Annotated in this window: 16 protein-coding genes and 1 pseudogene; 7 read left to right on the top strand and 10 right to left on the bottom strand. The window is 36.6% G+C overall.

Annotation, left to right across the window (positions count from 1 at the left end; translation table 11 throughout):
- Positions 1 to 249: 249 nt before the first annotated feature.
- The 9 genes and pseudogenes from E5329_RS25810 to E5329_RS25770 form a co-directional block, all read right to left on the bottom strand.
- Entirely contained in the window at positions 250 to 486 is a 237-nt protein-coding gene (locus E5329_RS25810) for a hypothetical protein (RefSeq protein ID WP_135992095.1), read from the bottom strand.
- Between the two features lie 493 nt (positions 487 to 979).
- Positions 980 to 1,516, bottom strand: coding sequence for a GrpB family protein (locus E5329_RS25800; RefSeq protein WP_135992094.1), 537 nt, complete (start codon positions 1,514 to 1,516; stop codon positions 980 to 982).
- A 57-nt stretch (positions 1,517 to 1,573) separates the two neighbouring features.
- On the bottom strand, positions 1,574 to 1,750 hold the full coding sequence (locus E5329_RS25795; RefSeq protein ID WP_275443757.1) for a hypothetical protein: 177 nt from the start codon (positions 1,748 to 1,750) through the stop codon (positions 1,574 to 1,576).
- Positions 1,701 to 1,918: pseudogene (locus E5329_RS32355) on the bottom strand (YoaP domain-containing protein); the annotation flags it as partial. The gene E5329_RS25795 and the pseudogene E5329_RS32355, both read right to left, overlap by 50 nt.
- A gap of 112 nt (positions 1,919 to 2,030) precedes the next feature.
- Positions 2,031 to 2,498, bottom strand: a complete 468-nt coding sequence (locus E5329_RS25785; RefSeq protein WP_330572364.1) for a CPBP family intramembrane glutamic endopeptidase — start codon at positions 2,496 to 2,498, stop codon at positions 2,031 to 2,033.
- Positions 2,414 to 2,635, bottom strand: a complete 222-nt coding sequence (locus tag E5329_RS32715; RefSeq protein WP_408634699.1) for a cysteine-rich KTR domain-containing protein — start codon at positions 2,633 to 2,635, stop codon at positions 2,414 to 2,416. The genes E5329_RS25785 and E5329_RS32715 overlap by 85 nt, the downstream gene beginning before the upstream one ends.
- A 3-nt stretch (positions 2,636 to 2,638) precedes the next feature.
- Positions 2,639 to 3,523, bottom strand: coding sequence for an SPL family radical SAM protein (locus E5329_RS25780; protein WP_135992093.1), 885 nt, complete (start codon positions 3,521 to 3,523; stop codon positions 2,639 to 2,641).
- A 12-nt stretch (positions 3,524 to 3,535) separates the two neighbouring features.
- Positions 3,536 to 4,078 carry a ClbS/DfsB family four-helix bundle protein gene (locus E5329_RS25775; protein ID WP_135992092.1) on the bottom strand — a complete coding sequence of 181 codons (543 nt, stop codon included), beginning with the start codon at positions 4,076 to 4,078 and terminating at the stop codon, positions 3,536 to 3,538.
- Between the two features lie 220 nt (positions 4,079 to 4,298).
- Entirely contained in the window at positions 4,299 to 5,195 is an 897-nt protein-coding gene (locus E5329_RS25770; RefSeq protein WP_135992091.1) for a helix-turn-helix transcriptional regulator, read from the bottom strand.
- 136 nt (positions 5,196 to 5,331) lie between these two features.
- On the opposite strand from E5329_RS25770, the gene E5329_RS25765 reads away from it, so the two are divergent.
- Positions 5,332 to 6,042: an ABC transporter permease gene (locus E5329_RS25765; RefSeq protein ID WP_135992090.1), complete on the top strand. Its 711-nt coding sequence runs from the start codon at positions 5,332 to 5,334 to the stop codon at positions 6,040 to 6,042.
- Here E5329_RS25765 and E5329_RS25760 read toward each other — a convergent pair.
- On the bottom strand, positions 6,016 to 6,195 hold the full coding sequence (locus E5329_RS25760; protein WP_135992089.1) for a winged helix-turn-helix domain-containing protein: 180 nt from the start codon (positions 6,193 to 6,195) through the stop codon (positions 6,016 to 6,018). The two genes, E5329_RS25765 and E5329_RS25760, sit on opposite strands and share 27 nt — an antisense overlap.
- 270 nt (positions 6,196 to 6,465) lie before the next feature.
- Between E5329_RS25760 and E5329_RS25755 the strand changes: the two genes are divergently transcribed.
- From E5329_RS25755 to E5329_RS25730, 6 genes are all read left to right on the top strand, one after another.
- Positions 6,466 to 7,215 carry an ABC transporter ATP-binding protein gene (locus E5329_RS25755; RefSeq protein WP_135992088.1) on the top strand — a complete coding sequence of 250 codons (750 nt, stop codon included), beginning with the start codon at positions 6,466 to 6,468 and terminating at the stop codon, positions 7,213 to 7,215.
- A gap of 15 nt (positions 7,216 to 7,230) precedes the next feature.
- On the top strand, positions 7,231 to 9,237 hold the full coding sequence (locus E5329_RS25750; protein WP_135992087.1) for an ABC transporter permease: 2,007 nt from the start codon (positions 7,231 to 7,233) through the stop codon (positions 9,235 to 9,237).
- A gap of 106 nt (positions 9,238 to 9,343) precedes the next feature.
- Positions 9,344 to 10,909, top strand: coding sequence for a sensor histidine kinase (locus tag E5329_RS25745; protein ID WP_135992086.1), 1,566 nt, complete (start codon positions 9,344 to 9,346; stop codon positions 10,907 to 10,909).
- A gap of 34 nt (positions 10,910 to 10,943) precedes the next feature.
- The gene (locus E5329_RS25740) at positions 10,944 to 11,492 is read left to right on the top strand and encodes a response regulator transcription factor (RefSeq protein ID WP_330572363.1); all 549 of its coding nucleotides are present in this window, start codon (positions 10,944 to 10,946) and stop codon (positions 11,490 to 11,492) included.
- A 213-nt stretch (positions 11,493 to 11,705) separates the two neighbouring features.
- Positions 11,706 to 11,972 (top strand): GNAT family N-acetyltransferase, encoded by a 267-nt coding sequence (locus E5329_RS25735; RefSeq protein WP_330572362.1) that lies wholly within the window; start codon positions 11,706 to 11,708, stop codon positions 11,970 to 11,972.
- 544 nt (positions 11,973 to 12,516) lie between these two features.
- Positions 12,517 to 12,830, top strand: a 314-nt coding sequence (locus E5329_RS25730) for a transposase family protein (protein ID WP_135992084.1), incomplete at its 3' end; no start/stop codon positions are given.

Here is a 12,830-nt window from a genome sequence, read left to right as displayed (position 1 = left end):
TTCAAGGCACTATAGGAATAGGGGCAAATTTATTTATGGTTTTGACCCCAACATCTATTATATATAACTTTAATTATACATAATGCAAATTATAAATCAAGGTAATTTTTCTGTCAATCCCTCTTGCTAAACTTTCACCCACTTTTCAGGGCGGACAGAGCGCAAGGAAAGCCGCAAGAAAGTAAGCGACAAAATGTTTATCTCGCCGCGCTGCCTTACGAACATTGCGAACAAGGGGCAACCCCAAGTTTACAGATATACTTGAGCTATCAGCCCGATTCGGCTCGGCATTAGGAAGTTTGGGAATGTCCTTATAGATTTCCATATAAGGGTCTTCGTCAATCGCAATACATTTGGAACATAAGCAGGCGTCAAATCAGTTCCATAATAAGCGACAATATCTTCTTTGTTCCAGACAACTTCATCATCTGTTTCAGGGTTATATCGCGCATAATCTGCACTTGTAAAGCCGTCAACTTGATTCATAATAATATCGCTCATGCTGATACGGATTTCAGGGGCTTCTGGCTGTGTATCGTCATTTGAGTTATCAGTAATAAGAGTATATCGGAGATTTTTATGAAATTGAGGAAACTTCTGAAAAAATATATATTTCGGCGGATTTTCCCGATGAATATGCAAGTTCAGAAAGCCGTATCGCCTTAAAAGGCGCAGTGGCAAGGGCTAAAGCAAATGCTGCACAGGGTATTCCTGAACTTATACAGATAGCGACTAATCCGAAACATGAGGTAAACCGGAAAGAAAAACATAAGACAGATGCAATGTTTGGATGGTATAGATACGACATCCGGTTTACATTACTCATATATGATGATAAAACAGGGAAAATAGCAAGGCATAACATTTATTCAGCAAGTATGCTGATTCGTCATGCGAATGCTAGTAAGCTTTGCAAACTGTCCTGTGGTATATAAACATTTTTTTATCACAAAACCTCAAAGGTGTATCGTTTAGAAGTTTACTGCCGATGCCTCCATACATATGCTTCTTTCAGCAGGCATTCTATGCATTCCTGCTTGCCTTCCGTATAGCTTCTCCGGTCACCTGAAAATTGTAATGCCAGTTTTTTCTTACAGGCGTCGTATAATGCTGCTTTATCAGGATGGCAATTCAGATAATCCCGAAAATTGATATAGTTATTCCATTCTGTCCCATTCCATTTGACTACATGGATATGATGTGTACGCGTATCTTTTTCAAAATCACCCATTACAAATAATATTTGTCCGGCAATATCTTCTCCGCGACAAACAAAACCGTGTTCTTCCAACACTTTCATATAAGGTGAAATATCATTTAAATCACGGAGGCCAATCACAATGTCAATAATTGGTTTTGCATAAATGGAATGAATCGCAGTGCTTCCAACATGCTGGATATCAACAGCGGCATTTCCGAAAAGCTGCTTTAATCCCCAAATTACATTTTCAGCATTTTTATTCCATTCCTCCTGATGGGATAAAAGCTCCACGCTTCCTCTTTTTAATCCTATCATTTTTCTCTCCAGGCAGCTTACGACTCTGCCGTATCCGTTGTGCCAGTATGGCTATTCCTATAGAGCGATTTTATAAATATCCGCCTGTTCTCCATCAAATTCAAAACTTCGATCATAGACTCCGCCATTTTGGGTGATTGTTTTAACCGAAGGTTCATTCTTCTTTTCCACAGAAAGATACAGTTCATTCATCCCCGCCTTTTTGGCAATCTCTAATAATTGGCAGGATTTCATGGGTTACAAGCTGCCCGTCATAGAAAAGGGAAAAGGTTGTAAAGAGCGAGGGGCATTCTGCGCATCCGCTCTGGTCTGGATATGTATAGATTGAAACGCAGCGTTCCTGGTCCTTGCCAGCTCCTCCAGTATCGGTACATACTTTACCGTAAAAGGACATTGATTTGAATTGTCCATGTCTGTTTGTTGTAATTGCCAATAACATTCCAAAATACTTGTGCGCCCATCTATCCACCCCATCTAAATTCAATTTATCTCTTTCTGTTCCTGCAATAATACCTTATCGAACATTAGTAGTTGGATAAGTATGAATTACCCACACAAAAGCAAAGGAAATAATTTGTGCAGCCATAATTCGAACAATCTGTAATTCGTCTGCGTCCTTTAGCGAAACGACATGCAACATATTTGTCGCAACGGCATTATTGAATAAATGGTCGCCAAGCCCTACCCAGATATTTCCTGTCATGCGGTAAAGAAGCCCCCATTTGATTCCCATAATTCCGGCAAGGAGCATATAACCGATACCCATTAGAACCATTGCCGCAAATGACATTTCGCCGTTCACATAACTTCTGATTGGCATTGTAATGTGCCAGATTCCAAATAAAAACGCGGCAATAAAATTCGCCTGCATAAATGGCTTTGTTTCAGAAAATGCTTTCAGGAACAGTTTGCGGAAAACTCCCTCCTCCATCCATACATTGATGACATGTTTTGTCTGTTTCCAGCAGAAAATATTCTGCAAACCTGACAGACAGACAAAGCGTGAACATTACCATACACAAATAAATTGTGCTGTACGTCTGGCTCTCTGATTCCTGTTCTGGTCTTGTTGCTGCAAATAGGACAGTATATCCATTTTGTTTCATAAGCAGCATCAATATTTTATCTCACTTCCCAATCCCAAATACTTAATTGTTTATTATCGTTATTATCTTCAAAGAAATGCAGATAGTTAAATATTTGCTCATTGTCATGCACAATCCCATTTTCTTCGCATTTTTGATGAAAAAGCCGCATTAAATCTTTGTTATTGCTGCTCTCTGGCATATACTGATTTCCGTATGTACGAATGTATTTTTCTTTTAAGCCGGGAAACAATCGGTCTAACTGTTCGTAGAAATACTCTCGATTTCCTTCTCGAAGAGTCAATCCCATTCCAAAGCAAATAATGCCATAAACCTTTGCTTCCATACACATATCCAAAATACCAGAAATATTATCTTCCGTATCGTTAATAAACGGCAAAATCGGCGTCAGCCATACAACTGTTGGTATCCTTAAATCTCTCAACTTTTTCAATACTTCAAAACGTTCCCTTGTCGTACTTACATTCGGTTCAATCTTTTTGCACAAATCTTCGTTGTAAGTAGTCAAGGTCATTTGCACAACGCATTTTGTCTGTTCATTTATTTTCTGCAAAAGGTCTAAATCTCTCAATATACGGTTTGATTTTGTAATGACCGTAAATCCAAAACCATGCTCATATATTAAGCGCAAAGCTTTTCTGAGATTCCCTATCTCAATCTCCAAAGGAATATAGGGGTCTGTCATAGAGCCTGTACCTATCATACACTTTTTACGCTTGTGAGTAAGGGCATACTCCAACAACTCAATTGCATTTTCTTTGACTTCAATATCTTCAAAAGCGTGTTCCATGTGATAACATTTACTTCTGGAGTCACAATAAATGCACCCATGAGAACAGCCACGGTATAAATTCATTCCATTTTTAGCAGATAATATCCCTTTTGCTTTCACGAAGTGCATGGTATGTCCTCCCTACATTTTGGCGCAATTTTTCCTATGTGCTTTCAGTTTTTTCATTGCCCAGTCATAATGACTTGCTGTAACGCTGACAAAATAAGAACCCAAGGCACTTCCGCCTGCCCATTGATAAACTCCTTTAGAAAACAATTCCTCATTTGAAAAAGTTTCCGCCAGTTTTATTACTTCGCCATGAGATCTCTGAAACACACTCTTTGCGTCCTCTAATGATGTAGACTGGTGTTTTTTCCAAAATTCCACATTCATATCTCCATAGTTTTTCCAATTATAAGGCTCTGGAAGAAACGGTTTATGATTGCCATTCTGATTGGAATGTACCCAGTTTAACAAAAGCTGATGCCATTCATAGAGATGGATGAAAATATCACGAAGATTTTTATCTCTTTTCCAATGAGCTTCTTTCTTTTTTTCATCACTCGAAAAATCAAAGGAAGTTGATAATTCTTTTTCTGTTAATCCAGAAACAAGAGTGTTTAACTTTTCATAATTAGCGGCTGCAGCTGTTAGTAAATCTGTTTTTGTTGTTGGTCTTCCCATATTAAGTTTCCTTTCGTTTTTATAATAGTATGTTACTATTTCCCAATATCTGTAACTTTGTATCTCAATATAGTTTTTTAGTTAGCTTTTTCTGTACGGTTAGCATGATTCAAATATATTTCTTTCTCCTGCTTTTTCCGTTCATGTTTCATTTTCAGTCCCCGCTTTCTCAAATAGAATTTACAGGCGAATTATATCACACATATACTGACATCCTATGTCAAGATTTATACTTTTCATAGATTTTCTTTGCCTGTTCTGCCACAATGTCTTTCAGATACGCAGGCTCTATAATATCTACTTGTGTTCCGAATGACAATAAATACCCTATTAGCCATTCATCTTCAGGTATTTCAACAGATACGACTAAATCTCCATTTTCTTTTTTGCTTACCCTCGTTTTGTCAAATTCATCGTAAACACGATATGACATATTTTTCGGGAAACGCAGTACGATTGTATTGTAGGATTGCCCTAATGTTTCGTCCAATTCTGGAAAGGAACTTTTGCAAAAACTTTCCGTGAGAATTTCTAAATCTATCATACGGGTCAGCTTAAAAATACGATAATCCTGTTTTTCCGTACAATATGCTTTTAAGTACCACGACATAGACTTATATGACATTTTAAAGGGTTGGACAATTCTTTCGCTAATTACTCCGCAGGAATTTGCATAAGTTATTTTTACGCACTTTTGATGAATTACCGCTGATTTCAGCAATTCAAATTTCTCATTGTCAGTTCCTTTGTTGCCCCATCTGGAAAAATCCACTTCAAGCCAGTTTTCCGAACTCATATTAAATATTGCAGAAAGTTTTTGCAATGTTTGATTGTTTCCATTATTGTTCGTAAAATTGATACTTTGTAAGGCTGTTAGAATTTCCTGCTTTTCTTCTTCTGACAGCACTGCCTTATCTAAAACAAAATCATTCATTAGATGAATGCCGCCATTTCGCCCTGCTTCTGCATAAATAGGAACACCCGCACTGCTTAGAGCGTCAATATCCCTGTAAATCGTCCTTACGGACACCTCAAATTTTTCTGCTAATTCTGGAGCAGTAGCATGTCCTTTATCAAGTAAATGATACACAATTTTAAATAATCTGCTTTCCTGCATTGCCAGTTCCTCCTTTGATAATAGAATACCATCAAAATCCTGACACTATATGGCAACATTTATTATAATCATTTGTCTACTCATTATCAAGATTTTGTGTCTTGAAAATGTGGGATAGCATGGGAGGTGTAAAGCTATGAAAGCAATTCGATTGAACTTTTGTCAAATGGCAGCAACTATGCGGCGGGACATGATACTGTTTGCGTCTTGTCTTGCGCCAATCCTTGCAGGTTTTTTCTTTCGGTTTGCCATACCTTTATTAGAAGCTGCTTTGACAGGCGGTTTTCATATAATGGCAATCATTTCTCCTTATTACAAGTTGGTTGACATCCTGTATGCAATGCCGCCGTCCACTATGTTCTGCTTTGTTTCAGCAATGGTTTCTTTAGAGGAAAAGGATGAAAAGACAGCCGTCTATTTATTCATTACGCTTTTAAGAAAAACAGGGGACATATTTGCACGGTTTGGCGTTCCTTCTGTTATTGCATTTCTTGCGACTATCATTCTATTGCCTGTTTTTAAACTGACGGCTCTTTCTCCGATTACCATTTTATTACTGTCGGCAGGAGGAACTTTGCAAGGCATGATTGTTGCATTGCTTGTACTAACGATTTCGTCAAATAAGCTAGAGGGTATGGCAGTAACAAAGTTATCTACGCTGACCATTTTTGGCGCAGTTATCCCGTTTTTCATTAAATCAGATATACAGTATGTAATCTCTCCGTTGCCCTCTTTTTGGATTGGAAAAGCGATTTTAGAAAATATACCGCTTTATATGCTTCCAGCATTTGTTTTATCTGCTATGTGGATTTGCTTTTTGTTAAAACAATATTTGCGTAAAATCTAAAAAAATAAGAGAACAAGTCCATACATAGTTATAAATCTTTTCTTTAGAAAGCGTTATGCCCCGATGGAGCGCCAGCATATGCAGAATACGAAATTCAATATTGGTCAGATCGATTTCTCTGCCCTGTTTTAATACCTTATGCTGCCTCGGCATAATGCTCCATCCGCCAATTTGTATGTCACTTTGACTCTCATCCAATGACAGGGCTATTAGCTTGCAAGTTAGTTTTTATTCAAATCCCGGTTTTATACGTTGTTATCAAGAGGTAAAGTTAAAGTAAATTACTTTTCAATATTTATTACCTTACCACAACGCCCTTAATTTTGAATTAGTAAATCACACAAAAAAATTGCCTGATTTACTCATTCGCTTTTTAACCAAAAAAAGTACAATAAAACTACCAAACGAAAAGGAGATTAAAATATGGCAACATTATTAAAAGCAAATGATGTAACAAAAATTTATGCCAAAGGACAGCGTCCAAGCCTGAATAAAGTATCCTTCAATGTGGCAGAAAGTGAATTTATCGCTATTATGGGTGCTTCTGGCTCCGGAAAGACTACATTGCTTAATGTTCTTTCCACTATTGATACCCCTACAAGTGGCAGCATTGTAATCAATGGCATTAATTTAAAACAACTGAGCGACACAGATGCAGCAGATTTCCGCAGGGATAATCTTGGATTTATTTTTCAGGAATACTTTTTACTTGACAGCCTTACTATCCAGGAAAACATCTCTGTCCCACTCACTTTGCAAAAACTTCCTCCTAAAAAAATCGAAAAAATGGTGCGGAGTTTAGCAGAACGATTTTGCATTGCATCTCAATTAGACAAATATCCAAACGAGCTGTCTGGCGGGCAGAGGCAACGGGCATCGGCTGCAAGAGCCATTGTAAAACAGCCAAGTATTTTATTTGCGGATGAGCCGACAGGAGCATTGGACTCAAGCTCTGCTACCGAATTGTTAAAAACTTTGAAAGAAGCAAATGAAGAATTGCATACTACTATACTGATGGTCACACATGACGCATACGCTGCAAGTTTTGCTAACCGTATTCTGATTTTCAAAGACGGAAGCATTATACGGGAACTTCTAAAACAGGATGCCGACAGACGAGCATTCTATGAAGTGATTGCACGGGAAGTAGCCAAATTAGATACGGAAAGATAAGGGGGGGTAACATTCATGAATAATTTATCAATAGCATTTAAAAATCTAAAAAACAATTTTTCATTTTATGCCCTTTACCTGCTTTCTGTATCATTTGTAATTACTGTCTTTTTTGCATTTACTTCATTCTCAATGAATACGGTTATGCTTGAAAAGATATCTGGTGACGGACGGGTTGAAACGATGTGCAACGTAATTTCTGTATTCCTAATGGCTTTTGTTGTTTTTTATATGTCATATTCCAACCGTTTCTTTTTGCGTCGTCGGACAAAAGAACTTGGCGTTTACGCATTATTAGGATATAGAAAAAGCACAGTACTGTCATTGCTGACAACAGAGAATTTACTGGTTTGTTTGGGAGCATTTATAGTAGGAATGCTTCTCGGCAGTGTTTTTCATAAAGGCATTGTTTTTGGCATAACCAAGTTACTGGATTTGTCTATCAATAATTCAGAAATACCCTTTTTCAATATCAATGCCATTGTAAAAACAGCCTGCTTTATTTTTGCTATTGTGATTGTATTGATGCTGTCTAACAGCAGGTTCCTTTTCAAGACATCGCTTATGGGATTAGTCAGATTTGAAAAAAGCGCTGAACGAAAAGTGAAATTCCATGCTGTTCCTGCCATCATTGGCTTCTGCTCCATTATTTTTGGATATATTCTTGCATTGGATATTCTCAGAGGAGTAAAATCTGTTTGGTTTACGATTGGGTTTTCTCCTATTGGCATGCTGACACTTGTACTCATAGTTTTGGGAACAATACTCTTTATTATGTCCTTTCTTCCTTTTGTAGTACAGACAGGCAAAAACAACAAACGGAAGTTTTATACAGAAACAAAAATAATTACTTCCCCGAATTTCATATACCGTATGCGTTCAAACTCCAAAACTTTAATCATGCTCACACTGTTATCGGCAGCGACTTTGACCGCTTCGAGCGTTATGGCCTTAACTTTGTATTATCCAATAGCTTCGTTATCCCGTATCGCACCATCAGAAATTGAATGCAGGATTGAAGATGAAAGCGAAATAGATACAATCAAACAGATTGTGGGTAAGCACTCATCTGAGAATGATGTATCATTCGTGGAAACCAATATTTATAAGGTTACTTCTTCTTCTGAACAGCTCCCAATGGAATATAGCATTGGAAGTGCTAAAGGAGATTCAGATAACGAAAAAAATCTGCGAAACGCAGGGTTTGAATGTATCTCTTATTCAGACTATATTTCCCTCTTAGAGGCACAGGGGAGAAAAAAGGCTTTGAAACAAATTGGAGAGTCACACGATTGTGAGTGTATTTTAGTAAAATACCAGCCAGCTTCAGACAATGACGAAACGGGCAATATTTATCCTTTGCTTATAGGCAATGAAGAAATACCGGTTACTGTAACCGCAACTACTTTAGACAATCCCATTTCATTTGCAAACAGCGTGGGCACTTTGATTGTAAGTGACAATTTATATCATACCATAGCGGAAAGTCTGACTCCCGAAACAAAAGTCCTAAGTATAAATGGGCAGTCCATCAAAGATAATGAAGCTCTGTTTCTTGATTTGTCAAAATATCTTAACGACAGCCCTTATTTACAGGGGAACTCCCACAGAATACACGAGTTACTCTCCTTAAACAGTTCTACTTTCCTGTTGATAGGATTTCTCGTAATATTGTTTTTTATTGCAACAGGCAGTATCCTTTATTTTAATAATATTTCTGCGATAACCGACTCAAAGGCTGATTATGAAATTTTGAGCAAAATGGGATACACAAACAAGAAAATTAAAAAAATAATAAAAAAGCAGACAATAACCTTTTTCAGCATTCCATTTCTATTCGGTCTGGTGGATTGCATCTTTGCCACGTTAGTATACAAATCGGCTCTTATGCAAAACATCTTGGAAAATAGCTTTATGTTATATGTCCCTGTGTTGATTTCCATTATGCTGACATTGGTAATCTATACAATATATTACGGTATGACTGTCCATACTTGCTGCAAAACTGTTCTAAAAAGATAAAAAATCATATGAAATCGTCGGGTCTTATCACTCGGCGATTTCGCACACTTTATTTGTTCACAGAGAGATGGTATAATTTAATGAGAAAACAGAAAGGAGGCAAAACATGAAGCAAACAGTATTAAAGTTGCCGCTTTTTATAAATTCTATTTTACTCATTGCATATATGGGGCTGACCGCTCATGCAGATTTGCACTTAAACACCAGAGGTGTCATTCCCTTGGTTTTATCGTCTTTGCTGCTGATAGATGTTACTTATATAAGTTCCTGCAACATTAGGAAAAATAAAACTATTTCCCTATTTTGTGGTTTATTAGCACTGGAAAGTTGGTATATACTTTTATCGGCTTCGGGCAACTCCATTACAAACATTATTTTTTTCGCTTTAAGCCCGGTAATATGGTGTGTTTCCATTAAATTCATACTGATGTTTTTGTTCCAAAACAGCGGATACAAATATCAGAAATTAATTAATCTCTGCCTGACGGGAACTTGTATTTGTACTCTTATTGGTATATTGGCGTCAAGCAAAATATTTTTCCTGCTCTATGGCATACAATTTATGGCAAGTTGGCTATGTTTTATTTTTACTGTGATATATCATCGAAAAAGAATTGCTTTTGTTTTTAAGTCAGAATGGAAGCATATCACTTTCTCCTTTATAGTAGTTATGGTTTTATTCCTTACTTATTCTTTTTCAACAATGAGAGTTCCCGAACATCTTTCAAATTTTGGTATATATATTCCTATACTATTGTTTTGGGTAAGCGTTCACGGTATCATACTGAACGAACATAACAGCCTTCCATTATCTGCCGTATTCAATAATTGCCAGTTAACATTACTTATATTTACTGGTGTAATTATTTTTAGCATGGTAGCAATGATTTTAGATGGTGGATATTCTTTGCTTTTTATTATGTTGGATGCCCTGTTTGCGTTTTTATATGTTTGTAATATTGCTTTGGATTTCAATTTTAAGAAGGGGCAAAATAAGATAATCAGGGAAAGCAAATACCATGTTGCCCTACAACAATTACAACGAGAAGAACAATTAAATCTTGAATTTGCAAACTTTCTCCACGATGATATTCTTCAAGATCTTCTTTCTGTAAAAAATATGATGAAAAAAGCTGACCACCCCGAAGTACAGAAAATCATCACGGAAACTCTCGATAATATGAATACTTATATTCGTGAGCAAATGCAAGATTACCATCCTATGTTGCTTCCGAAACTTACTATAAAGGAAAACTACCAAAACTTGCTTGATGGTATTTCGCAATCTTTTCCGAATCGTAATATCTGTGTCTCCTTTGATTGTTCAGACTCCTTGTTTCTGGTTGAGCCATACAATATCTTTGTGTACCGCCTGCTGAAGGAACTTGTGATGAATGTTTATAAACATTCGACAGGAGAAAAAGCATGGATAACCCTTACGCAGGATAAGGGGATTATAATACTGAATGTGAGTGACAATGGAACTGTTGATGCAGATGTTCTCTTATCTGCTGACAAGTTAAAACATCGAGGACTTGCAATGATTACGGAACGAGTGAATGACATGGACGGCTCTGTAACTATATCTAATAACCATCCACATGGGATTTGCATACAAACGATATTGCCGATGAAAGGGGATGTTTCTTATCAACATTTTGTTAGTAGATGACCATGCTTTATTTTCAAAAAGTTTGGAGATTGCATTGTCAGATTATTCAGAAGTTGAAACCTTTGATAGTATCAATGATGTTTCTCGATTAGACAATTTTATTGCATCTAAGAAACCAGACATCATCCTTATGGATATAAACTTGAAGAATATAGCCTCTGAGGATGGTCTGGAATTAGCCAAGCAGATACTAAGCCGCTATCCAGAACAAAGGATTGTAATTCTGTCTGGTTACGATTTGCCTGTATATCGAAGTGAAGCAAGAAAAATAGGAGCAAAAGGATTTGTTAATAAAAATATTGAACCTGAAAAACTCATATCTATTCTTTCTAAAATAATGCAGGGGATACTTTATTTTGACAGGGAAATTCCATTCATAGAAGGATTGACCGATAGTGAGAAACAAATTATACAGCTTATAGCGGAGGGACAAAAACGAAAGGATATCGCAAGTACACTTTATATTAGCGAACGTACATTATCAAATCATTTACAACATATATTCGAAAAACTTGATGTTACATCAGCCGTTGAAGCCGTAACAAAAGCTATTCAACTAGGATATATACCGCCAATATGTTAAAAAATGTTTATGATGGCAAAGGATCATATAGAGTTCACCGAGTGGGCGAGAAAATATGACACCGGCAGTATGGATATCAGAAGCAAGGCGAAGCATGACGAATGGCAGAAGCTGTTATTGTGCAAGCAGGTTGTTTTGGATGGTGCAGATGATTTTGTTATTTGTTGGATAAGTAGTTATAGATGAATTTTGATTAGGAGATGTTCGGAGTAAATGACAATCAGAGAAGCAAATAGAAACGATTTAACTGAAATACTGCAGTTATATCTGTATCTTCACGAGGAAAGCGTTCCGGAAGACACAGAGCATTTACAAAACACATGGGAAATCATTATAAATGATGTTAATCATCATCTTATTGTTTGTGAAATTAACGGTAAGATTGTGGCATCTTGCGTATGTGTGATTATTCCAAATGATGCTGCTTACAGGTTCGAAGGAAGAAAGTACATTAAATTTTTATCGAAATGCTGGGTATAACAGTTCGGACAAGACAGCATTTATTCAGTGGATTGATATGTAAAATAAAACATATGAATTACTAATCGTTTAGTAAAAATCATTGTAATGTTGGAGGTTACAAATGGATTGTTGCTTAGGAAGTATAGATTATCAGATGTATATCCCTTAGTAAAAATTTCTTTGAACACTTCCAAATTGTCTTTCGTCCATAATTTAATACAGCTTTCAAATATAAATTTCTTCAAATCACTGGCCGATTCACCTTCTGGAACAAAGTAAAGTAAAATCACAGTTTAGCTCATCACTATATGAAAAATATTTATTGTAAGCTACTTTTATATGATTCTCTGCTATATAATTGCAACCCTTATGTATCGTTTCTATAGAATTACGAAATTTAACCAAAAATTCATAAAATGATACACTTGATATTGCAGTTTCATTCTGCTCTATATACTTTTGAAGACTTTCAACAGGACAAACGCATGAATGAATAAATTGTGAACAAAAAGCACTTTTACTTAAAATTTGTGATATTATTGCGGTAAAGGTGGTGTTTACAATGACAGAAATATTAAAAACGATAGAACTGATTGAGGACAAAAGACAGGAAAAAAAGGTCAGGCATAAACTGCTTGACATTGTGGTGATTGTGCTGTTTGCAAAACTGGCGAATGCTGATGACTGGGAGGAAGTTGAAATTTTTGCAAAGTCCAATGAGGAATTCCTAAAGCGGTACATTGGGCTTGAAAACGGCATCCCTTCCCATGACACAATGCAAAGGGTTATGGGCAGTATTGCGCCTGAATATATGCAGGGCATTTATAAAAAATGGAATGAGCTCGTAAACAGCAACGAAGGGGAAACACTCAAAAA

Origin of the sequence: Petralouisia muris (genome assembly GCF_004793545.1) — a bacterium.
GTDB lineage: Bacteria > Bacillota > Clostridia > Lachnospirales > Lachnospiraceae > Petralouisia > Petralouisia muris.
This window is presented reverse-complemented; position numbering and strand designations above follow the sequence as displayed.